This window comes from Vibrio rotiferianus CAIM 577 = LMG 21460 (assembly GCF_002741985.1).
Taxonomy (GTDB): domain Bacteria; phylum Pseudomonadota; class Gammaproteobacteria; order Enterobacterales; family Vibrionaceae; genus Vibrio; species Vibrio rotiferianus.
In genome coordinates this window covers 25,619-49,939 of the sequence record NZ_APHW01000105.1, presented here as the reverse complement: position 1 = coordinate 49,939, position 24,321 = coordinate 25,619, and the positions used below count along the sequence as shown (strand labels likewise).

Sequence of the window (24,321 nt, the reverse complement as noted above, 5' to 3'; positions counted from 1 at the left end):
AAAACCAATTAATAGATAGATTATTAATCAAAAAAATCCGGTCGACCTTTACCTTTCTTTTTACGACTGTTATTTTGTTGATAGTAGTCTTCCCACCCAATACTCTTTGGTGGCGACCGTAACATATCTTTGGTGACTTTGACGCCTTCTATGAATGGATTCTTCCAAAATGTTGACTTGTTACCGGAAGTTAGCTGAGACGCAAAAAGAAAATCATCCTTAGTTATTGACTCATGATGATTATCGATAGCTTCAATCGATGCGTGATAAATAAGGTCCCGAAGAGAGCGCATATTGCCTTGTGAAAACGCATATAGTTTTTTCTGTAGCCCCTCGTTAGCCAAACCAGCTTGTTTTTCAAATGGTAATGCCTCATCAAGGTGCTGTAAAAATGTTTTGAATGTTCCCTCACCTTCTTGATAACTGAAGGGGCGCAAATCGAATTGAATTGAGAACCGACCATGAAGCTGGGAGTTTGCTTGCAATACAAGTTTAGAGTATGGCATTCCAAAAAGTACGATTGGGCACTTCGACTTGTTTAATATTCCTTTCAGCCAATTTCCAACTTGCGTAAGAATTTTATTTGATGATTCTTCAACTAAATGCTGAAACTCATCGATAATAATCAGTTTAACACCTAACGCTGGAATTAGTTCAACGATTCTTTTAGTTAACCTAGCCAGGTCGGTATCGTAAAGGGCGAGTGGGTCCCCCATTTTCAACAACAATTCTCTTGCAGCATCGACTGGTTTCGCATTATCCGGCAGCTCTATATGAACTACTGGAATAGTATCCCCATCAATATCGGAATCTCCCTCATTTTTCTTCAAATATTTTTTTATTATTGTTGTTTTACCTACTCCTGACGCTCCATAAACTATCATACAAGTAGGCTCGGAATCCATGTCTGAAAAGTCCCTGCACCTATCCATATACCTAAGAACCTTAGCTACGCTTGGAGTTATAACAAATGCTTTTTTTGCTCTAGCAATTCGAATGTCCCTACTATCGTCCATATAAAATCACTTCCTTATAAGTAATCAATACCCCAAGCATTTTCGTCATAAACGTCCTCTTCTTGATGATGCCCCTGTTCTGCTTTTTCAAGTGATTTTTGATTCTGAGATTTTGCCCTTTCAGTATTCTCTTGATACCTAGCACCACGACGCCTATTCCTAATTTTCTTGGTTTTAACTATAGATTCTTCTGCTACTTCTTCCATTCGTATTTCCGCGTCAATTTCAGCATCTTCATCATAATCCGCTGAGTTTAAGTTTCTTTGATATTTGATATTAAATTTGTGCTGCCATAAAGAAATAGAACTCGCGTATTCGTAATCAATAGCAGGTACTGTAAAGTACTCATTGGCATCTTCATCTAACACCCAAATATGCCCCATACACTCGGGATTATACTTAAATGTAACTACATGATTTCCTTTACGTCCTCTATATTCAGCCAAACGGTCGCTAGTGTACGTCAAATCAACATAGACGGTTATTCCAGACTTATTCAGTTTCTTTTTATCTAATATTGCGAATTTGAAGTCTAGTTCGGCTGCTGTACCAGTAAACTCTTCTGGTTCCCATTCCTCACATCCTCTTTTCCAGGCCACATTTGGGCAGTTAGTGCCTCTTTGGTTGGGTTTTCTATGATATTTATCTACTAACCAAATAAGATATACCTCTTTCAATTCACTCAGTGTCAATGTTGCTTCACCAATTGAATCATACCCTTCTCTCTGGATGTAGTGACTAAATGCTTTCCCTGGTAAATCATCTAACACATTAGTATTGACGGTTCCATAATTGCGTTCGACGTGTGGTTTGTTATCTGGAGTTTCCACTTTATTTTGATGGACGGTTATCAATAAAGTCTCGCACGCGGCATCAAATGCTTTTGACAGAAACTCTTTGCCGTTATCAGTAACTAATAAATCCATAATCCCATAGCACAACCATTCATTTTTGACAGAAGGGTATGATGACAACAATGAGTCTTTCCGCTGTATCGCATTTTTTAAAGCTAAAGAAACTGAAACATAACTCGGTGGCTCAAATCCTAGATAAAAGCCAACCACAGCTTTACTATAGCAATCGACCAACTGTGTGAGATAAGGTCTTCCTAGAGGGATTCGATATTCTTCATGTACAACGAACACGTCCAAAACAGTATGATCCACCTCCACCCTTTCGAGGGCATAAGACGTAAGAATTTTTTTGCCCATCTTACGAAACTCTCGTTTAGCTACCCGTACCCCTTTTTTTGCAGACAAAATTTCAAATGGGGTCTTTTTGTTGACTCTTTTCCTTAGTGACTCATACTTTGGGTACTTGTGTTTAGTCCCGTTCTTCACGTTGTACTGTCGAACTTTCCTACGAACACGACGATAAGCTGAGCTAATATTAATTTTTTTACCTGAGATAACTCCCTCGACAGCTTGTTCCATCAGCGCGTCAACGATTTTTGGCACTTTGGGTTCTCTATTACCTCGGCCTTTGAAATCAGGCGCTAGACATGTAGGATTAAAATCTGACTGACTAAAATTTAGCCACCACCTATAAATTGTAATAGCACTAGGGATTTTTTTGTCATTGCACCTTTGCAATTCGACCCGATGTGGTTCAATGGTTTTAGGAGTAATCTTGTCACACTCTTTTCCTAAATACTTAAGAACCTTTAACCGGTAAGAAATTTCATTCGCAACTTTATCAGGAAAAGCTGTCAAGTCTTTATATGTGATGTCCTCTGCTAAAGCATCATTTAAAGAACTATCAATATCGACCAGATCTTCTTGATAGTCTGAAACTTCTAGCTTTGCTTTCCTATTAAAATTACTAAATGATTTTTTAGGCATAGCAATTTACTTTGAATTCGGATTTAAGGGATAATGGAGAATCTAATTCGGTTTCCAACAAATTTCGTGATAACAAGTTGCAAAGTACTGGCATAATTGCTCGCCTTGTCAAGCCCGCCTTGTGAATCAAATGTTGTGCCGACTGTGGGCCGTTGTCCCTGAGAATATTTAATACCAAATTGTGTGTATCAGTTAAGCAATCTCTTGAGGCATACCTATACATCAGCTTAAGATTCTTTAACAATGTCTTGTTTCTTATCTGCTTCTCTTCAACCAACTCCAGTTCCAAACCCATTTCCTCTGCAGCCTGTTGCTTTGCGCTCCACTCATCAAGAAAATCGGGTGAAGATGCTATATCATCGGGCTTTATTTCGTATAGAACATATTCACCAGTATCAAACTGTACAAGGAAATCAGGCACATACGTATGCCATTTGCCATTATAGTAATATGAATATCTAATTGGTTGAGAGCAAAACCGAATAATGTCTTTTTCAAAATCGAAGTGATAACAGGCATCACACTCTAAAGCTGACTCAACAGTAACCCTTTTACCCATCTTGGCACTAGCATAGCGATGTATGTTTTTACCTCGAGACTTAGTCAACTTCCGGGCAGGATTATGAAAAGCATTATCTAACGCTAATGTAATATCTTCAGAAAAACTATCATATTGACAGAGCATAAAAATCGCCTTTTCATGAAATTGTCGTAAACTTACATAAGTTTAGACAAAGAATAGGCAATATCAATTTATGGTTGTGATAAATATCACTTTATGGTTGTAAATATCATTTTATGGTTGTATCAACAACAACGCACAAAGGAATGACAGATGAGCAGTGGTCAAAGAGACATTACCCTTCGTTTTCTTGCTGAGCCGGGAGACGTTAACTTCGGTGGGAAAGTACACGGTGGCGCCGTGATGAAATGGATCGACTTAGCCGCTTACGCATGTAGCGCGGCTTGGAGTGGTAAATACTGTATAACTGCTTACGCGGGTGGTATTCGTTTCGTTGCTCCGATTCATGTTGGGAACTTGGTAGAGGTAAGTGCAAAGGTTATTTATACCGGTCGCAGTTCAATGCATATCGCGATTGATGTACAGGCTAGCGATCCTAAAGAACTTAAAAACCGCCTCACTACGCATTGTATCGTTATCATGGTTGCGGTAGATGAGAATGGAAAACCTACTGACGTACCTAAATGGATACCTGAATCAGCTGAAGACAAAGCTCTAGAGCAGTCGGCAATACGCCTTATGAACATGCGCAAAGAAATTGGCGAGGAGATGGAAGCTCACGTCAAGTATCTCAAATAGAGTGTTTTAGTGTGGAGCGATAACTTCCTAAGCATACTCGCTCCTTAGCTCTCAAGGTTTTCTTTCTTTATGGCTTCATTTTGAGGGCTCAGCTCAGTTCCCTTCCCTTTCCACTGTCATATTTCTTTCACTTTATTTTGCTTAAATCTCTGCACTGTCAGGAAGCTTGAGCTTAAGCCTTGAAAATAATTACAACTCTCAGTGAAACCACTCTTACTAATCTTAAAGCCGTAGAGTATCAATGGGTAAGAACCATGTATGTCGAAGGGTATAACGATGATGAAATAAACCATTACATCCAAACTTGCTTTGGAGGTGATGCTACTTTTGCCGATCTATTCCGTCGCGTCGCATTGCAACAAACAAGCATATATACATTGCTTCAATACGTAGGGTGCGCGCCATCCAGCAGAGAGTTTTAACTTTCTCCTCGCGCTTAACGGAACCGAACAACCTCCCACTATTTATGTGAAGTGCGACGCACAGCGTTCTAACCGTGCTGTGTAATCCTTTGCAAAACGGCTAATCTCACCTGACTAACCAAACGATTTATAGATATAAAAATGCCCGAGCTAAAACTCAGGCAATGGTTACAAAAACTGTTAGTGATTTTCATAGTAAGGAACAGAGCTAACAGCCAGCTATGCGTAACGCCAATATTGCTGATATTACTGATCGGCGGCCAAACCAAAAACGTAATATCGAAGCAAATACAAGGGCGACCAAGCGGTCGCCCTTATTCTTTTTATTCTTAATCCTTAGCGACCCACTAAGATTAACCTTTCACACCACCAGCTGTTAGTCCACCAACTAACCAGCGCTGTGCAAGCAAGAATACTACTGTGATTGGCACTGCAGAAAGAACTGCTGCTGCGGCAAAGTCACCCCACAGGTAGTTCTGAGGGTATAGGTATTGCTGCATACCAACCGCTAGAGTGTATGAGTCTACATCAGAAAGCAGTAACGATGCTACCGGAACTTCACCAATCACCATAATAAATGACAAGATGAACACTACCGCTAGGATTGGCACAGACAGTGGTAGTAGTACCAGGCGGAACGCTTGCCATGGTGTCGCACCGTCCAATGCCGCAGCTTCTTCTAGTGAAGAGTCAATGCTCTCGAAGTAACCTTTGATTGTCCATACGTGTAGTGCGATACCACCAAGGTAGGCAAAGATCAAACCACCATGCGTATTCAGGCCAAGGAACGGAATGTATTGTCCAAGCTTGTCAAACAGCGCGTACAATGCCACCAATGCCAATACAGCCGGGAACATTTGGAAGATCATCATCGCTTGCAGGATGGTGTTCTTGCCCTTGAACTTCATACGAGCAAATGCGTATGCCGACGTAGTAGACAGTGCCACAATCAAGATTGAAGAAATGCCGCCAACCTTAACTGAGTTCCACAACCAAGTTAGAACTGGGAACGGCGGTGGTGTCACCGTGCCATCCGCATTGGTAACAGCAATACCTAAGGCCAGTTTCCAGTGGTCCAGCGTTGGGTTATCTGGGATCAGGCTACCCGTTGCGAAGTTACCTTCACGGAATGAGATAGCGATGACCATTAATAAAGGGAAAATAATCAGTGCTAAGAACGCCCACATTGCGGCGTGCGTAGCCCATACACGATACTTTAATGACTTACCTTGTACCATTGCCATTGTGATGTCTCCTTAATCTTGAGCTACTTTAGTTACACGCAGGTTGATAAGTGCTAGTGCGCCAACCAACAGGAAGATAAGCGTTGCTACTGCACTTGCCAGACCAAAGTCCTGACCGCCCGCACCTTCAAAGGCGATACGGTATGTGTAGCTAACCAATAAGTCGGTGTAACCCGCAGGTTCTGAAGTACCGATCATGTTCGGACCACCACCTGTCAACAATGCAATCAGTACAAAGTTGTTGAAGTTAAACGCGAAGCTGGCAATCAGGAGCGGCGTTAGCGGCTTGATCATCATCGGCAGCGTGATACGCGTAAAGTTAGAAACAAAGTTAGCACCATCAATTGCCGAAGCTTCATACAAGTCTTCAGGTATCGCTTTTAGTAGGCCCATACACAAGATCATCATGTAAGGGAAACCTAGCCAGGTGTTCACAATTAAGATCATGGTTTTTGCCATGAATGGGTCAGAGAACCACGCTGGGCTGATACCAAACAAGCCTTCAAGCAACATGTTGATCTCACCAAAGCTTTGGTTAAACAAACCTTTGAAGATCAGGATAGAGATAAACGCTGGTACGGCGTAAGGCAAGATAAGCAGCAAGCGGTAGATGGAACGACCTTTCAGTTCTTCCCATTGAACAACACTCGCTAATACCAAGCCGATAATCAGAGTAAACAATACTGATAGTGCAGAGAACAAAACCGTCCAGATGAAGATACTGATGAACGGCTCTTTGATGCCATCATCTTTCCATACACGTTCAAAGTTGTGTGAACCAATCGTTACGATGAAACCTGGCGAAACAGTATTACCGACAAATTGACCGCTTTCATCGACTGGCTGGTAGTAACCCACTTCCATGTTAGGCAGTAGAGTTTCACCTGATTTATTGTTGTACAGTGACTGACCATCTTCCTGTAGTGTGAACAGTGGTACCACAGCAGCGAACTTACGTAAGCCACTCATACGGATATCATCACCACTAGGCAAATGCAGATCGACGCTGCTCAGTGCACTACGGTTTTTCACGATCGTTTTGATCGTTTCTTTCTCACCGCTAATCTCTGTCACTGGCGTCAAATCAAGATCTGAGACTGACATACCTTTAAGCTGAAAACTTGGCGTAGCAAGTAGCTCACCACCTTTTTCAACTACGATCTGGTGACCTTGTTCAGTTTTATAAAGGGTAAATGGGTAGCTGTCGCCACTCTGATAAGTTCTGTCTAATAGGACGCTTTGAGCACGTTCCAGCGAGAGTTGGTTTTTCGCGCTGTAGTTGGTAAACGACAAACCAACGGTGTACGCCAATGGGAAAAGGATAAACAGAATCATTCCGGCAATACCCGGATAGATATAACGGTGGGCGTAGGTCTTTTTACTACCAAAGATATACAACGCCAATGCAGTAAGAATGAGCGTAAGCAGTGCAAACGCAATCTCACCACGAGAATACATTAGAATAGTAGCGTAACCATTTATAAAACCGATTGAGCCTAATAGTGCCCACTTGATAAACACTTTTTTGCTGCTCGGAAGGTTTGCATCTGGTGCTGTCATAGCATCTGTACCTTGAACTGACTGCATAGGGAACCTGCTAGCGATATAGAATAAATATAGAAAAGTAAGGAGGAGTTGCCTCCTCCTTAAAAGGTATTACTGAATTATTTTGTCATTTGTTTTTCTGCATCTGCTAGAGCAGCATCTACAGTTTGACGACCGTCTACAACGTTGATGATCGCGTTCTTAGCTGCACCCCAGAATGCGTTCATTTGTGGGATGTTAGGCATGATTTCGCCGTTCATCGCGTTATCCATTGTTGCCGCGATACGTGCATCTGAATCTAGTTCACGCTGGAATGAGTTAAGTGCTACTGCGCCTAGTGGCTTGTCGTTGTTAACCATACGTAGACCATCGTTAGTCAGTAGGTAGTTCTCGATGAACTCTACCGCTAGGTCACGGTTAGGTGATGCAGTGCTGATACCAGCAGTTAGAACACCAACGAATGGCTTAGAAGACTGACCTTGGAACTTAGGAAGAGTTGTTACGCCATAGTTGATGCCAGATTTCTCGATGTTGCCCCAAGACCATGGACCGTTGATAGTCATCGCAGCAGTACCTTGGTTGAACGCTGATTCAGATACTGAGTAGTCCATATCTGGAGAGATAACTTTGCTGTCAACTAAACCTTTAACGAAGTTCATTGCGTCTTTCACGCCTTCTTTCGCAATACCAGCGTCTTTCACATCGTAGCCTTCAGACGTGTATTTAAACGCGTAACCGCCGTCAGCAGCCATTAGTGGCCATGTGAAGTACGGTTCTTTTAGGTTCCACATGATTGCAGACTTGCCTTCTTTCTTAAGTTTTGCATCTAGTGCTGCAACTTCTTCCCATGTTTTAGGTGGGTTTGGAACAAGGTCTTTGTTGTAGATTAGAGATAGAGACTCAACCGCTACTGGGTAGCCAATTAGTTTGCCATCGTAACGTACTGCATCCCATGCAAAATCAACGATGCCTTCTTGGATTTCTTTCGAAGGTTTGATCTCAGCAAGTAGACCTGCTTCTGCATAACCACCGAAACGGTCGTGAGCCCAGAATACGATATCAGGACCATCACCGGTAGCCGCTGTCTGAGGGAATCGGTCTTGAAGGCCATCTGGGTGAGCCACTGTTACTTTAATACCAGTGTCTTCTTCAAACTTTTTACCAACTTCTGCTAGACCGTTGTAGCCTTTATCGCCGTTGATCCAGATTGTTAGTTGTCCTTCTTCGATGGCAGCATTAGCACCAAAAGAACCCAAAGCAACAAGAGTACCTAGTGCTAGAGCGCTTAATTTTTTCATGTTCGTATCCTTTTTATATTTTTGATGTAGGGCTAGTCCATTGAGGTTCAGCCGTATTTCGACATATATCATCTGAAATTATCCAATATGTCTCATCCTCCTAATCCCTACGCCCTTGTAATTATGACGTATTTTCGTGATCTGAATCGCCAAGGGTTAGCGACCCAAATCACAAAATGAGCACTTCTTGTGATCGAATTCACCTTTGGGTCACGCAATAATGTGATATCCGCCCAACTTGCTCTCTACTCCTCCTTTTTCACTCCTCCCTGCCTACTCCCCCTGCAATTATTTCTATTGGGAGGATGTATCAGTGAACAGAATCTTAGAAACTGCAGTCATCCAAGAGTGGATGGTAAGAACCCTTTCCCAGCAGTACCTACCCTATAGGTTACAAGATTTGCTGGTTTTGCATTGCCATACGAGTGGAATGTCATTATTGGTGTTGTTTGTGGTAATTATTTCACGGGGGAGACAACACGAATAATGTGGGGGAGAGAAACTCGTACTTGGCCTTGGTGGGTAGCGCTCGTTAAGAGTTTTACATGAGCGCTACCCTGTTTTCTTACCTCCATTAATTACTTACCAATTCCTACTGTTACTGCTCGCTAGATAATTCATATAATGATGAGCGGTGAATAATAAAAATTGATCGAGGACGAGCTACATGGCGAGTGTCACGTTAAAAAATGTTTGTAAAGCGTATGGCGACGTACTGATTTCTAAAAACGTAGACCTAGAGATCAACGAAGGTGAATTCGTTGTCTTCGTAGGCCCATCAGGTTGTGGTAAATCTACCCTGTTACGTTGTATTGCCGGTCTTGAAGACATTACTTCAGGTGACTTGTATATTGGTGACCAGCGCATGAATGACATAGAACCATCACAACGTGGTGTTGGTATGGTATTCCAGTCTTACGCTCTTTACCCACACCTGAACTTATATGACAACATGTCATTTGGTCTTAAGCTGGCAAAAGCAGACAAAGCAGAAATCGACAAACGAGTTGAGCACGCGGCAGAAATCCTTCAACTTGGTCACCTACTAGAGCGTCAACCAAAAGCGCTATCTGGTGGTCAACGTCAACGCGTTGCAATTGGTCGTACCTTGGTTTCTCAACCAAACGTATTCCTTCTTGATGAACCACTTTCTAACCTTGATGCAGCATTACGTGTAAATATGCGTGCTCAAATAACAAAACTACAACGCCAGCTAGGCTGTACCATGATCTACGTAACTCACGATCAGGTAGAAGCAATGACAATGGCAGATAAGATTGTAGTACTGGATGGTGGTTACGTTTCTCAGGTCGGTAAGCCTCTAGAGCTATACCACTACCCACAAAACCGTTTTGTAGCGGGCTTTATCGGCTCACCAAAAATGAACTTCATGAGTGTGTTCATTGATGAAGTAGAAGCGGAGCGCGTGAAAGTACAGCTTTCGAATGGCGTGTCATTCTGGATCCCAGTAGACGGTACAACTGTAAACCGTGGTGATCGTATGTCTCTAGGTGTTCGTCCTGAGCATCTACTTTCAGCATCTGAGTCTGACGCAACCATTCACGGTGAGGTAATGATTGTAGAGAAGCTAGGTAACGAAACTCAGGTTTACCTAAACCTTGAAGGCGCAGACGCAGACGTTATCTACCGTCAACCTGACACATTACCAGTGGAAACTGGTGATAAACTTGAAATTGGTATCCCAGCTCATCGCTGTCACCTTTTCCATAGTGATGGTCGTGCATGCCGACGCCTATACAAAGAAAATGGCATCGACGTAGAATAAGAATTCAATCACCTTTGCTTGCTACCAATCCCTCTCATTCGAGAGGGATTTTTTATTTTCAAACCAATTAACCACAATCGCTAACTTAGACTCTCTACTTTGTTGTGAGATTAAATAAGTAACAGTAAACCTTAGTCTTTAATGCAAAGTCCTTCCTCTACCACTTTTTCCACTCAACTTTCCAAAAGTACCATTTTTTTCTTAACTCAACTGAATTCAGCTCAAAGCGAAATTTCATGCTTATTTCCACTTAACGAAAGAGTGTGAATTTCTACACTATTTTGCGCTATTCAGCTCCGCCACCCTTAGTTGTGGCACTTAGTAACAAGCCGAACTAGCCCTTCTAAACCACCCTATAAATCACGGATTTTGAGAGACGAAACTCAAGGGCGGTAGCATGCGTAAAAAGGAATTAGCTTATGAAACACAAAGGTTTGATACGCTCTCATGAAATGGAATTCGCCTTTCTATATAGAGTTGCAGACTTATTCGTCATTATTTCTCTTATGATGGTATTTCTCATCACAGGCCCTCAAACTGTCGCAAAAGACTCTATCATCCTATCTGGCGTAGCGAGCCTTTCATTTTTGGTATTAGCCGAGAGCGGCAAGCTCTATCGCTCGTGGCGTACCAGTTCGTTTAAAGAGCAAGTCTTTATCGTTTGTATTTCTTGGTTTGTTAGCTGTGCTTTCTTGTTCATCGTTGTTTATTACTCGCAAACTTATACACTGTTCAATAAATCACTCATCACAAGCTGGGTTCTATCAACACCAATCTTCTTAATTTCATGGAGACTGATTGTGCGAAGCTTGCTCTCTTACCTACGTAAACAGGGATACAATACTCGCACCGCAATTATTGTCGGACAAACACCTCACGGGCTGACACTAGCGCAAGAACTGAAAAAACATGGCGAGCACGGCGTCGTATTCGATGGATTCTATGATGAACGCACACCGGATCGTCTTCCTAAAACGCCGAACTATCCAATTAAAGGTGACGTAGCCAGTGCTCTTGAGCGTGCTAAAAAAGGTGAGGTTGATTACGTCTATATCGCGATGCCAATGCATGCAAACGAACGCATTACGACTTTCTTAAATCAGTTTTCTGACACAACGGCGAACACCTATCTCATTCCCGATTTTTTCACCTACAACTTACTTCATTCACGTTGGGATCAAATTGGTGACGTACAAACATTAAGTGTTTTTGATACACCGTTTTCTGGCTTTGCGACGTGGGTAAAACGAGTAGAAGACATAGTGCTATCGAGTCTCATCTTACTGCTTATTTCTCCTGTTCTACTCGCTATCGCTTTAGGGATAAAGCTGACGTCAAAAGGACCCGTTATTTTCAAGCAAGACCGATATGGGTTAGATGGCCGCAAAATCGCCGTTTGGAAGTTTCGCTCCATGACCACCATGGAACAAGGTGGTGACGTAAAACAAGCAACAAAAAACGACCCTAGAATTACACCATTTGGAGGATTTTTACGCCGCACTTCGCTTGATGAATTACCTCAGTTTATCAACGTACTGCAGGGCACTATGTCTATCGTTGGCCCGCGTCCACATGCGGTAGCACACAATGAAGAGTATCGTCAGATCGTTGACCGCTACATGCTTCGCCACAAGGTTAAACCAGGTATTACAGGATGGGCGCAAATTAACGGATACCGTGGAGAAACGGACACCCTAGACAAAATGGAAAAGCGAGTTGAATTCGACCTAGATTATATCCATCACTGGTCAGTATGGATGGACATCAAAATTATCTTTATGACTATTTTCAAAGGATTTACTGGCTCAAATGCGTATTAAATCACTTGCTCTCGCCATGATTTCTTTACTGGTGTCTTACAACCTAAAAGGTGAGCCGATGTCGTACACGACGGAATCAGGAATAGAGCTCACTCCTAAACTAACGTTGGACTACGAGTACAATGACAACATCGCTAGGATCGAGAAAAACCATTCTCCTGCCGTATCGGTTTATTCCGCTATTCCAAGTATCGATATCGCAATTGAACGCAACTTATACAAAAGCTTACTTAGCTATAAGTTGGATTCGGGGATCTCTTCCGATGAAAGTAACGACTTCAATGATCATACCGTTAGATGGTTAAACCATTTCGAGTTCAATCATAGAAACCGATTTAATGTGCGATACCAGTATCAACGCAAACATGAGAATCGTGGTGAAGGTTTGACTGAAGGACAAGGTGACACACTTCCCGACCTTGTTTATTTTCAAACTCATCAGTTGAACACCAAATATCGATTTGGCGCCAACGGCGCACGTGGAAACATCGAGCTAGGCATCAACTACTTTGATAAACGCTATACCAACTACCGTGAAAACCTACCATTTTCACTAACTAAAAAAGCTAAGTACAACGACTTTCGGTCGCCTTCAATGACAGCTGAGTTCTATATGAGAATGGCCGCAGATACTTATTGGTTGATTGGTACCGAACAAAAGAAAACAACCTACATAACACCTAATCCAAACCAAATCTCTCGTGACGGTTTATCTTCAACGTATTTTACTGGTGTAAGTTGGGCGATTTCCGGAAAAACAACGGGGGTTGCACGCATAGGTGTACAAGACAAACACTTTGATTCAGTGCAGAGAGAAGACTTTACCGGCCTTAGTTGGGATATCGGTGCAGAGTGGGCACCACAAAATCAAACTTTAGTCAGCCTATCAACCAAACAAGCGGCAATCAATCCAGATCTATATGGCGACTACAACCTACAAACCCGCGTTCATTTGACGATTGAACACAATTGGAACAGTTACCTTAAAAGCGACTTTTCTACTTCCTACCTCAATGAAGACTATACCGGAGTCGACAGGGAAGAAGACTCATACACATTGAAGGTAGGAGTCGATTACCAGTTTAGACGCTGGCTTAGTGTTAGTGGCCAATGGAAATTCATAGAAAAAGAGTCTAACTGGGCTGGTTATAGTTATGACCAAAATCTGTGGTCTCTCGCTTTTAACCTTTCCCTGTAGCAAGGATGGAACAACATGTTCAGAACTATTTTTATCTTATTTTTCAGCCTCATACTCACCCCCGCACTAGCCGAAACTATCGAGCAAAACTATGTTCTTGATACGGGAGATACTATTTCGATTCAAGTCTACGGTGAGCAAGACCTGTCCATCGAACGCATTCTGATTACTTCTGACGGCTACTTTGACTACCCCTATTTAGGCCGTATCAAAGCGATACAAAAGACACCCAAACAACTAAAGGAGGAACTTGAGGCAGGCTTAAAAGGCGACTATTTGGTCACCCCTAAAGTCATGGTTACCATCACAAGTTTTCGCCTATTTTTTGTCAACGGCGAGGTAAGAAAACCAGGAGGTTTTGCATATCAACCTGGATTGACCATCGAGAAAGCCATCGCGCTTGCAGGAGGATTAACCGATCGAGCCTCACGAACGAAAATTCACCTAACGCAGCACTCTACAGGAAAAACTATAGAGAAAGCGAAGATGACAAGAGCAGTTAAGCCAGGCGACATTTTATTTATCGATCAAAGCTTTTTTTAATTCGCAGGCAACACCAATGAATGGAACTCACATGACAAGCCCTCAATCAAATACCGCTGAACTCATTCGCTTTAGCCTGCATTGGCAAACACTAAAAAAGCACTGGTTTAGTATCGCACTATTTACACTGATCTTTTCTTTAGCCTGCACATGGCACATCTACTCAAAAAAGTCCGTTTATCAAGCGACAGCTACTCTGCTTATACAAGAGCAGCAAAAAAGTGCTCTCTCCATTGAAGAAGTCTATGGTGTAGACACCACGCAAAAAGAGTATTTCCAAACTCAAATTGTAATACTGAAATCCAACCATATTGCTGAAAAGATCATCAATGAGTTTGAGCTCACTCGCCACCCAGAGTTTACTGGAACAAGCAAAGTCAAAAAGCTGTTTAATCAGCTTAAATCGATACCATTTGTTCAGCAGGCCTTGAATGTATCACCAAACCCTAAAGAAACGTCACAATACACAAACACGTTTTACCAGGCACTCCATTCATATAAGCGCAAGCTAGATATTGAACCAATACGAAATACACAGCTCGTAAAAATACACTTTCGCTCAACTGACCCACAGCTAGCTACCGATATCGCCAACGCTATAGGACAGGCCTATATCGAATCTAATTTTGAAGCCAAGTTAGTCGTGACACAGAACGCGGCTTCTTGGCTAACAAACAACGCTAGCAAGCTAGAAGACCGTTTGCGCGCATCAGAATTAGCATTACAAAATTACCTTCTTCAAGAAGGTCTGATCGATATCAATGGTATCGATGATATCTACGCTAACGAGCTAGAAGAGCTCAATAAGAAGCTAAACATTGCCGTTAATAAGCGAATTGAGGCACAAACTCTCATCGAGCTACTGCAGAGTAAATCATCACAAAACCTGGATAGCTTATTATCCATCAATGAATTTGCAAACCACGCGCAAATTAGAGATTTAAAACACTCTGAGGCTCAAGTTCAAAAGTCGCTGTCTGAGCTTTCACAGCGATATGGGCCCAAACACGACAAAATGATTCAAGCAACAGCACAGCTTAAGTCTATTCAAAGTCGAGTACGTCAGTTGATCCAAGAACTGTCCATGAGTAAGCAACAAGACTTATTGGCAGCACAGGCTCAGGAAAACCTCCTGCGAACGGAACTAAATAACAAAAAGTCTGATTTCCAATCCCTTGGGAAACAAAAAGCAAAATACGACCAACTAAAAAGAGAAGTCGAAACCAACAAAAACCTGTATGAAACATTCTTGAGCCGCCAAAAAGAGACAACCGCAACTAGCGACTATAAGAATGTAACCGCTCGATTTACCGATCAAGCGATCATCCCTCTGCTACCCGTGGCTCCAAAGCGCATCAAATTGGTGGCTATCGCATCAATATTTGGATTCATCATTGCCTGCGTGTTAGCCGTTATCATTGAAACACTGAGAAATGTAGTAAGAACACCGCAGGAAGTAGAAGAAAAACTGGGGGTGATTTGCTTAGGCTCAATACCTAAAGTTAAACAGTTTAAATTGCGTAAAAACGGTATTGATCACCTCGCATATAATCATGAGAAAGAGACGCTGTTCAGGGAAGCTTGTCGCTCAGTTCGTACTTCCTTACTACTTAAAATGGTGAACAAGAAACAGCAGGTCATCCCTTTCACATCTGCTATTCCGAAAGAAGGAAAAACGTCGACCGCCATCAGTATGGCGATGTCACTTTCATCGATGGAAAAGGTAATCATCATTGATTGTGACCTAAGAAGGCCTTCGGTAGCCAAACGCTTTGAGCTACCAGAAGATAGCATAGGCTTAACACACCACCTAACCATGGGGATCCCATTATCAGACTGTATTTATCATATAGATGATACAGAACTAGATGTATTACCAGCAGGTCTCCATGCACCAAACCCACAAGAGCTTCTATCTTCACCTCAATTTAAATCCCTGATAGAGCAGCTTTCGACTAAATATGATCGAATTATCATTGATACTCCGCCGCTTCTGTCTGTCTCGGACGCGCTCATTTTAGGCAAAATCGCAGATGGTTTGGTTACTGTCATTCGCTATGAATCAACCAAAGTTTCACTGGTTAAATTCGCCCTTTCAAAGCAGTTTAACCACTCAATTCCTATCTTAGGCTCGTTAATTACTCAGGCTCAATTCGATATTGGTGAAACACAATATATAAAACGATACGCATACCAGTAATTATACGGGAACCGTTTACATGAAAATTTTACATATTATTAATGACTTATCAAAAAATGGTGGAGCGCAACGATTCCTAATAGACCTCGTATCGCACTATGACCCGCATTTCGAGATCAAGGTTTTAATCCTTTCAGATGAAAATGAGTATCAGGCGGAGCTAAAAGAGTGTGGGGTTGAATACCTAAGTTGGAAATCCCTAACTTTTCAACAAAAGTGGAACCTACTGCGTTGGCCAGACCTAGTCCATGGTCACCTCTATCCTTCTATCTATCTAGCCCTACTCGCCATTGGGAAAAAAAGGTTACAGACCGAGCACAACACGACAAATCGCAGAAGAGACTACCCAATGCTCAAATTTATGGAGTATTGGTTGTATAAAAGTTTCGACATGACCATTTGCATTACGGGTCGAGTTCAAGAAGAGCTCATTAGGTTCATGCCCCGATACCAAAGCAAATATAGCGTCGTTTACAATGGTGTTGAGTTAAGTAAATTTACAATGCAGCCGAAAATCCGCAGCGATTTTGCTAAAGATAAAGTGTTCAAAATAGGCATGGCTGGCCGCCTACATAACTATAAGGATCACGAGTCTTTATTACGGGCCATGCAATCTTTGCCGCAGAATTATGAGCTACATTTGGCAGGTGGAGGCCCTAAACAAGAAGAGTTGCAAGCACTTGCTACATCGTTAGGAATAGAGCAGCGAGTACACTGGTATGGTGTTATCTCTGATATACCGAATTTTTTAAATAGTTTGGACGTCTACGTCCAGTCATCTTTGGTAGAGGGGTTTGGCCTAGCCTCTGTTGAAGCGATGGCAAGTGGATTGCCCGTATTGGGCTCTGATGTTCCAGGGCTCGATGAAGTAATTGGCGACTCACGCTACCTTTTCCCTACAGGATCGCCCACTTTACTTGCAGATAAAATTCTTACCATCACCAATGATACCGACACATATAACGAGGCGAGCCGTTACTCCGTAGAACGAGCCAGCCTATATACTATCGATAAGTTTCGGGAGGGATATTATGCAGCCTACGCTCAACTATGTCCCGAGAAGTAAGTCATATAGTTATTTGGCTGCGTTGATCCTGGCTTTATTTTTTATCCCCGTAAAAGTATCAATGTTTGGCGTAAAACTGGCGCTCTCCGATATCGCCAGTCTTGCTTCACTTGGCCTCTCATTACTTATTATTCTTGAAGGGAAAGCCACAAAGCTCTATCACCCATTTTTTGGCTTTATACTCTGCTTCATTGCCTATATCGGGCTTAATGGTTTATTAAATCAAGTGCCTGCTAGGTTTGTAATAACAGAGGTAATTCAATGGCTAGCTATCTTAAGCCTGCTCAGTGTTCTCTATGCTTACAAGTGCTTTGAAGACAAACTCACCATCATTTGCTTTATTCAATGGCTGTTTTTGATTTGCTTCGTTGTCGCAGCATGGCACTTCATACAAGGATACCAATCTGGCTTTAAGTTACTCGGAACCAGTAAGTATGCATTCGGTGCTCTCTGTGCCCTACTTTACATCTATCGCAACCATGTGCCTTGGTTCAAAGTTATGATGCTATGTGCCTTTGCTATGCTGATTCTTTCCCAAGAGCGAAAAGCACTACTCGCATTTTTCTGCATGGTCACTTTTGATCAAGTGATATTACAAAAAGAGCTAAATAAACGGTCAAGCAACTTGCACTTTGTTTTGCTCATATCAACCTTTCTTTTAATCGCTTTGGCCTGCTGGTCTTTTTTCCTTTACTTCGGTTCAGAGCAGTTGTCAGAGCTACTAGAAATTACCCGAGAAGACATCGTTTTTGCTAATCAAAGTGAGGCCCGCTGGGTATCTAACTTACATAGAAAACTATTGTTAGTTAATGGCACTGACATTTTGATGAATAATATTATGCTTGGCGTCGGTGCAAAAATGCTTCCTTCTTATATGATCAATTACTTTACCTACGATCAACTCGCTATTTATACCCATAATTTTATACTCGACACATCTATTGAGTATGGTGTGATTGGTATTGTTCTGTTATTTGGAGGTTATTTATCTTTCATTTTAAAAGGATTGAGAACACTAGATAAAAACAGATCAACGGTACTACTTTCTGTCTATGCCTTAATAATGGTCTTTTTTGTTGCTGTTAATACAACCATTATTTTACTGCTTTTGATACCGGTAGCCATGAGCGAACACTCACATGTATTTCAAAGCAAATTTACTGCAATCTCTGAATGAGATTACTATTTAAAAATCAAGGAAGAATTAATGAAGTATTCTATTCGTCGACAATTAGAAAAAAACAAATATCTTAATGATGAAAATTTTGTACTTGTTTATCAAATGGGCAAAGTTGGGTCGTCTTCGATCGAGCACTCATTAAACTTAAACAATATCCCTAGTTACCATATCCATACATTTGATGATCATGAAGAGTTTCACATGTATCACAATACCCATGATGTCAAAAAGTTTTTTGAGCCGACCAAGAGATTTGCTTACCGTATGGTTCTTAAGCACCGCAGGCACTTGCTTCAAAAAAGAGATAACTTAAAAATAATCACATTGGTTAGAGATCCTGTTGCTACGGTCTTGTCACGTTTCTTTCAAGATTTACATATACAATTTATCGAAGGAAAAAAGAACGAATCTATCCATAGGGATATGAATGAAACTTATCTTCACCTCGAACATTGCTTTGATAATCACATTAATAAAAGCTACTTTTCAAATTGGTTCGATAATGAACTAAAGAGAAATTTCAACATAGATATCTTCACCGAAGAGACGGACTGTTCACAGCCATCTTTCCGATTCACCCACAACAATCGGGATGTTCTATTAGTTAAGTGCGAATCACTATCAAGTCTGAATAATGAATTATCTGATTTTCTTCAGATAGAAGACTTTGAATTAACAAACAGTAATGAAGCCAAAAACAAATGGTATTCAAACATATATACATACTTTAAGAAAAGGTATGACTTCTCAAAACTATTTTATATGTACGATCTTCCTCTTTATCGCCACCTCTACTCCGCTCAGGAAATAGAACAATTTAAGAATAAGTGGTTAACGGCGATGGAAGGCACTCGATAATGAAAAAGATTCTCCACATAACAGAAGCATTTGGTGGCGGAGTGCAAACCGCACTTTATAGTTATCTTCAATCTTCTCGAGCCGAGCCATACCAACATTTTCTCTTTGCCCGTGCTCGCCAAGAAGATATGACTAGAGAAGGAGGCGAAGACGGTTTTAGTCACGTTCAATGGAGTCAAGGTAATGTCCTCCAATTTATGATGGATGCAAATAGGTTTATCGATCAAGTTCAGCCCGACATTGTTCATTTGCACTCAAGCAAGGCTGGATTTCTTGGTCGTTTCCTACGTTTAGGTAAAGCGCAGCTTGTCTACACGCCACACTGCTACTCATTTGAACGTAAAGACATTACTCCTCTTGAAAGAGCGGTTTATCGGACTCTAGAAAAACTCTTGATTCGGCGTATCGATGTTGTTGCAGGTTGCAGTCAGCGTGAATGTGATTTGGCATTACAGCTAGGAGCCAAAAAGTCAGAGCTGTTAAACAACTTCGTGACGTATACCGATATTGCTAGTTCCCCTTCTATCGATACAGATACCGTAAAAATCACAATACTAGGTCGCGTAGCACCCCAAAAAGATCCTCAATTTCTGATTGATACTCTTACAGAGCTAAAACATCTACCGGTAGCTAGGAAGTACACCATTAATTGGATTGGTGGAGGAGACAATGAGCTAGAAGCGGCGATGAAAAAATGCGGTATAAATGTCACTGGTATGCTGCCTCGTGATGAAGTAATGATTCGGCTAAAAGAATCCGATTTATATTTACACACTGCTGCTTGGGAGGGGATGCCATTAACGATCCTTGAAGCATCCAAACTGCACGTCCCAATGGTAATCCGCTCTATAGGGGCAACCGAAAATCTCAATTACCCATTTTTGGCTAAAACATCCGTCGAAATGGCTAAGCAAATCGCTCACTGTATAAATAATTATGATGAGATAGATTTCAAGCGTTATTCACAGGAGGTCAATCATTCTTTCAGTGAAAATAATCAACGCCTCGCACTCGTTAACATCTACGGGTAGCAATGCAAATTAGAGCCTTTAGTTATCTAAAAGAATATAGCCGCTACAAAGATAGGTTATTCAGCTCGCTGGCAATTGCTGGAGCGTTGAGAGTGGTTAGCTCAGCTTGCGCTATTTCACTAACCATTTTGGTGGCGCATATTTCAAATGCTCAAACCACAGGTGAATTTTTCCTTATGTTCAACCTGTTGTTTTTTCTATCTATCGTTGGTCAGCTCGGATATGACCATGCCTTACTGAAAACGAATGCAATTGCTCATAGTCACCAACACAGAACACAGCAATGTCAAAATCTTCACGTAGCTCTACAAAATAGTCTGGTCTTCTGTATCGTTCTTTGCAGCTTATCGTTCATGGCTTTTCGATTGTTTATGCTGCAAACAACGATACCAGAATTGGCCTTTATAATGATGCTTTGCGGTGTACCACTGGTCGCTTTCAGCCAGCTTATTAGTCGCGCCTTGCAGGCACAGAACAAGCTGTTTTCATCGTTGTTTTCATTTCAACTTGGAATTAACAGCTTAATAGTATTAGTGCTAATCAGCATACCGCTAAAAAGACCATTAAGTAGCGATGAGCTTATGGCAGTTCTGCTAACAGTAATTGCAGTAGTGGCGATACTCTCCACCATTTTTGGAATCAAATCCGGTGCTCTTACTTCGATAAAGCCAGCACGCAACGGAGCATTGACTAGGTCTGCACGGAAAATATGGGCAGGGAATGTTGTCCTACACTCTACACAGTGGCTTAGCCTTCCGCTAGCAGCGACGTTAGTGACATCAAGTGAACTGGGCTTACTAGCAACAGCTCAAAGAACATCACTTGTTGTCGGTTTTATACTAGTCACAATTAACTTTGTATTTGCACCGAAATTTGCTTCTTTTTATCAACAAAAAGAGCTCAACAAACTCAAAAAATTGAGTCAGGTATCTTGCCGATTAAGTCTAATCGCATCGATACTGCCTGTGCTAGCTTTACTCTTCTATTCTGAGTACATCATGCGATTGTATGGTGACGAATTTGCCTCAGCAGCGTCTATCTTAAAAATACTCACGCTAGGGCAAATGGTTAATGCGGCTACTGGCTCAACAGGCTGTCTCTTACTGATGACAGGATTTGAAGAAACAGTAAGAAAAATCTCCTTCACTTCATCATTTGTTCTCATACTTTCGCTTGTTTTCCTCACCTATCTTTATGGTGTAATCGGTTCCGCGTGGGCAATGACGATTAGTATGACACTGCAAAATCTGCTATCCCTTTACTACGTCAGAGTGAGGCTTGGATTTTCACCCATAGGCTAAAAAATATGTACCTCTCGATTTCACGAATCATTTTTATCATTGTCATTCTCATCGCCTTGTCTCTCACCACATGGAAGAGTTCAAGCTTTTATCATCCAGAATACCTTCACTTCGAGAACTTTTTTGGAGGATCCGTTACATTTCATGCCCTGTTTAGCTTCTTAATTGGACTCACCTCCGTATTCAGTTTTCCGGCTCTCGCTCGTACGGCAGGCCATGACCTTTTTGGGATTCGGCTCCTAATCCTTTTACTGCTCATTGTCTCCTTAGAGGAGTTCAGCCAACTATTTATTGCAACTCGCTCTTTTAGTTTTGATGACTTAAGCACTAACTGGATCTGGATTATATTAGGTTATTTCTGTGCAAAACTTATGAAACTCATTGTCAAACAATAATATTTTCAGCGCACTCACACTCTAAAGCGACAAACTACATGCCTCGAAATAACAACTCAACATAGGCGTCTTTGGTGAGCACTTTTTTGGATATTTTTCTTAAAGGGCGAGATATACTCTCGCCCTATTACATTAATATGAGCATCGGTTATGTCTTCACATCCAACTAAAATCACGTTCTTTGAATTCCTAACGCCACTTATCACTGCAGGTAAAAAGACGATCACGATTCGTGATGAATCAGAAAGCCACTACGTGCCAAACACCGAAGTGGAAGTATTTACCCTAGAAACAGACCGCAAAGTATGTGACATCAAAATCCTATCAGTTGCACCACTGAAGTTTGATGACATCAACGAGTTCCACGCAGAACAAGAAGCGATTGAACTGCCAAAACTGAAAGAGCTTATTCGCGAGATCTACCCGAACATCGATGAGCTGTATGTCATTGAGTACGAGCTGATCAAGTAAGAACCATAAATTACTAGACGACTGGTCTAATCGCTTTTATAGTATTGCTCATGAACGTAAAAACGAACGATACACGCCAACACATTCTCGATGTCAGCTACCAATTGGTAGTGACCAAAGGTTTTACCAGTGTTGGGCTCTCCGAACTGTTAAAGGCAGCGGATGTGCCGAAAGGCTCTTTCTACCATTACTTTAAGTCGAAAGAGCAATTTGGTGAGGCATTGATTGAAGATTACTTCTCTCGCTACCTTAAGATGATCACAGCCCACTTTACTGAAAGTGAAGGCTCTGGTTGCGACCGCCTTTTGAGCTACTTTGAGCGCTGGATGGCGATTGAAAATGGCCAATGTAACGCCAATAAATGCTTAGTGGTGAAGTTGAGTGCAGAAGTCTCTGATCTGTCAGAAGCGATGCGCGTAAAATTGGCTTCGGGTGCCACTCGCGTGGTGAAAACCATCGAAGATTGTGTCCAAGCGGGCATTGAAGACGGCTCTATCCAAGTTGAGTCAGCAGAGCAGACTGCCCACTTGATTTACCATCAATGGATTGGTGCAAGCTTACTCAACAAATTGTATCAGGATCGTTCCGGTTTAATGCGTAGCTTTGAGAGCACTCAAAGTATGCTAAAAGGCAAATAACGAACCACACTTAATCCGCCTTATCTTTACCCAAAAAGTACGGCGGATTTTTTAGGAATCAAAACTAGACGACTGGTCTAATAATTAATATAGGAACTTACCATGACCCAAACGCTTAACCGTCAAATCGTATTGGCTAACCGTCCAAAAGGTTCGCCAGTCCCAGAGAACTTCCGTTTAGAACACACTGCCATCCCTACTCCGAGTGAAGGTGAAGTGCTTTTGCGCAGCGTGTATCTGTCTCTTGACCCATATATGCGCGGCCGTATGAATGAAGGCAAATCCTACGCAGATCCTGTAGAGCTAAACGAGGTGATGGTTGGCGGGACAGTTTGTCAGGTGGTGGAATCGAAGAACTCTGATTTCCAAACTGGCGAATGGGTTGTGGCTTACACAGGCTGGCAAGATTACGCGCTATCTGACGGCGAAGGTCTGTTTAAATTAGGCAGTGAACCGACGCATCCGTCTTATGCCCTTGGTGTGCTTGGTATGCCTGGCTTTACCGCTTATGTGGGTTTATTGGAAATTGGTCAGCCTAAAGCTGGCGATACCCTAGTTGTCGCAGCTGCAACTGGTGCGGTGGGCTCTATGGTTGGTCAAATCGGTAAGCTAAAAGGTTGTCGCGTAATCGGTGTCGCAGGCGGTGCAGAGAAGTGCCAGTATGCAAAAGAGACTCTAGGCTTTGATGAATGTCTTGATCACACTGCAGATGACTTCGCAGAGCAACTAGCAGCAACATGTGACAAAGGCATCGATGTCTACTTCGAAAACGTAGGCGGAAAAGTCTTTGATGCCGTGTTACCTCTGCTAAATGTCGGCGCTCGCGTGCCACTTTGTGGTTTGATTTCTCAATACAACGCGACAGCATTACCAGAAGGTCCAGATCGTATGTCGATGCTGATGGGTAACATTCTGGTTAAACGCATCAAGATGCAAGGCTTCATCATTTTTGACCACTACGAGCAAAGCTACACAAACTTCGTCAAAGATGTAAGCCAATGGCTAGCAGAAGGCAAAATCCACTATCGCGAACATCTAGTAGAAGGTTTAGAAAACGCGCCAGAGGCATTCATCGGTCTTCTGCAAGGCAAAAACTTCGGCAAGCTTGTTATTCAAACCAATCAACCTGTATAAGAAAGGATTCTTC

The 24,321-nt window shown here is 42.0% G+C and carries 21 protein-coding genes; 15 read left to right on the top strand and 6 right to left on the bottom strand.

Annotated features, from left to right (window positions below; translation table 11 throughout):
• Nucleotides 1–23 precede the first annotated feature (23 nt).
• From B853_RS21310 to B853_RS21300, 3 genes are read right to left on the bottom strand one after another with little or no spacing between them, the layout of a single operon-like run.
• Nucleotides 24–1,016, bottom strand: a complete 993-nt coding sequence (locus B853_RS21310) for a TniB family NTP-binding protein (protein WP_128827007.1) — start codon at nt 1,014–1,016, stop codon at nt 24–26.
• A gap of 14 nt (nt 1,017–1,030) precedes the next feature.
• The gene (locus tag B853_RS21305) at nt 1,031–2,857 is read right to left on the bottom strand and encodes a Mu transposase C-terminal domain-containing protein (RefSeq protein WP_038885460.1); all 1,827 of its coding nucleotides are present in this window, start codon (nt 2,855–2,857) and stop codon (nt 1,031–1,033) included.
• On the bottom strand, nt 2,850–3,542 hold the full coding sequence (locus B853_RS21300) for a TnsA endonuclease N-terminal domain-containing protein (RefSeq protein ID WP_050568976.1): 693 nt from the start codon (nt 3,540–3,542) through the stop codon (nt 2,850–2,852). Before B853_RS21300 ends, B853_RS21305 begins: the two co-directional genes overlap by 8 nt.
• A 150-nt stretch (nt 3,543–3,692) precedes the next feature.
• On the opposite strand from B853_RS21300, the gene B853_RS21295 reads away from it, so the two are divergent.
• Entirely contained in the window at nt 3,693–4,178 is a 486-nt protein-coding gene (locus B853_RS21295; RefSeq protein WP_038885461.1) for an acyl-CoA thioesterase, read from the top strand.
• 775 nt (nt 4,179–4,953) lie between these two features.
• Here B853_RS21295 and malG read toward each other — a convergent pair.
• The 3 genes from malG to malE form a co-directional block, all read right to left on the bottom strand.
• Nucleotides 4,954–5,844, bottom strand: coding sequence for a maltose ABC transporter permease MalG (gene malG / locus B853_RS21285; RefSeq protein ID WP_010452709.1), 891 nt, complete (start codon nt 5,842–5,844; stop codon nt 4,954–4,956).
• Between the two features lie 12 nt (nt 5,845–5,856).
• Nucleotides 5,857–7,431 (bottom strand): maltose ABC transporter permease MalF, encoded by a 1,575-nt coding sequence (gene malF / locus B853_RS21280; protein ID WP_038885462.1) that lies wholly within the window; start codon nt 7,429–7,431, stop codon nt 5,857–5,859.
• Nucleotides 7,432–7,508: 77 nt separating this feature from the next.
• A complete protein-coding gene (malE, locus tag B853_RS21275) occupies nt 7,509–8,687 on the bottom strand; it encodes a maltose/maltodextrin ABC transporter substrate-binding protein MalE (protein WP_010452714.1) in 1,179 nt (392 codons plus the stop codon).
• A gap of 667 nt (nt 8,688–9,354) precedes the next feature.
• Between malE and malK the strand changes: the two genes are divergently transcribed.
• The 14 genes from malK (at nt 9,355) to B853_RS21200 (ending at nt 24,308) form a co-directional block, all read left to right on the top strand.
• Nucleotides 9,355–10,473 carry a maltose/maltodextrin ABC transporter ATP-binding protein MalK gene (gene malK / locus B853_RS21265; RefSeq protein WP_010452716.1) on the top strand — a complete coding sequence of 373 codons (1,119 nt, stop codon included), beginning with the start codon at nt 9,355–9,357 and terminating at the stop codon, nt 10,471–10,473.
• A gap of 419 nt (nt 10,474–10,892) precedes the next feature.
• Complete coding sequence (locus B853_RS21260) at nt 10,893–12,293, top strand: undecaprenyl-phosphate glucose phosphotransferase (protein ID WP_038885463.1); 1,401 nt, start codon at nt 10,893–10,895, stop codon at nt 12,291–12,293.
• Nucleotides 12,283–13,491 (top strand): outer membrane beta-barrel protein, encoded by a 1,209-nt coding sequence (locus B853_RS21255; protein WP_038885465.1) that lies wholly within the window; start codon nt 12,283–12,285, stop codon nt 13,489–13,491. The genes B853_RS21260 and B853_RS21255 overlap by 11 nt, the downstream gene beginning before the upstream one ends.
• 15 nt (nt 13,492–13,506) lie before the next feature.
• Complete coding sequence (locus B853_RS21250; protein ID WP_038885466.1) at nt 13,507–14,034, top strand: polysaccharide biosynthesis/export family protein; 528 nt, start codon at nt 13,507–13,509, stop codon at nt 14,032–14,034.
• A gap of 16 nt (nt 14,035–14,050) precedes the next feature.
• Nucleotides 14,051–16,234, top strand: a complete 2,184-nt coding sequence (locus tag B853_RS21245; RefSeq protein ID WP_038885467.1) for a GumC family protein — start codon at nt 14,051–14,053, stop codon at nt 16,232–16,234.
• Between the two features lie 19 nt (nt 16,235–16,253).
• The gene (locus tag B853_RS21240; RefSeq protein ID WP_038885468.1) at nt 16,254–17,300 is read left to right on the top strand and encodes a glycosyltransferase; all 1,047 of its coding nucleotides are present in this window, start codon (nt 16,254–16,256) and stop codon (nt 17,298–17,300) included.
• The gene (locus B853_RS21235; RefSeq protein ID WP_038885469.1) at nt 17,266–18,477 is read left to right on the top strand and encodes an O-antigen ligase family protein; all 1,212 of its coding nucleotides are present in this window, start codon (nt 17,266–17,268) and stop codon (nt 18,475–18,477) included. Before B853_RS21240 ends, B853_RS21235 begins: the two co-directional genes overlap by 35 nt.
• 30 nt (nt 18,478–18,507) lie before the next feature.
• Nucleotides 18,508–19,338 (top strand): putative capsular polysaccharide synthesis family protein, encoded by an 831-nt coding sequence (locus tag B853_RS21230; RefSeq protein ID WP_038885470.1) that lies wholly within the window; start codon nt 18,508–18,510, stop codon nt 19,336–19,338.
• A complete protein-coding gene (locus B853_RS21225) occupies nt 19,338–20,369 on the top strand; it encodes a glycosyltransferase (protein ID WP_038885472.1) in 1,032 nt (343 codons plus the stop codon). Before B853_RS21230 ends, B853_RS21225 begins: the two co-directional genes overlap by 1 nt.
• 2 nt (nt 20,370–20,371) lie before the next feature.
• Complete coding sequence (locus tag B853_RS21220) at nt 20,372–21,670, top strand: lipopolysaccharide biosynthesis protein (RefSeq protein ID WP_038885474.1); 1,299 nt, start codon at nt 20,372–20,374, stop codon at nt 21,668–21,670.
• A 5-nt stretch (nt 21,671–21,675) separates the two neighbouring features.
• Nucleotides 21,676–22,065 (top strand): hypothetical protein, encoded by a 390-nt coding sequence (locus B853_RS26590; RefSeq protein ID WP_038885475.1) that lies wholly within the window; start codon nt 21,676–21,678, stop codon nt 22,063–22,065.
• A 150-nt stretch (nt 22,066–22,215) separates the two neighbouring features.
• Nucleotides 22,216–22,536, top strand: coding sequence for a N(4)-acetylcytidine aminohydrolase (yqfB, locus tag B853_RS21210; protein ID WP_005432046.1), 321 nt, complete (start codon nt 22,216–22,218; stop codon nt 22,534–22,536).
• A 50-nt stretch (nt 22,537–22,586) separates the two neighbouring features.
• Entirely contained in the window at nt 22,587–23,174 is a 588-nt protein-coding gene (locus tag B853_RS21205) for a TetR/AcrR family transcriptional regulator (protein ID WP_038885476.1), read from the top strand.
• A 102-nt stretch (nt 23,175–23,276) separates the two neighbouring features.
• On the top strand, nt 23,277–24,308 hold the full coding sequence (locus B853_RS21200; protein WP_038885477.1) for an NADP-dependent oxidoreductase: 1,032 nt from the start codon (nt 23,277–23,279) through the stop codon (nt 24,306–24,308).
• The last annotated feature ends 13 nt before the right edge of the window (nt 24,309–24,321 follow it).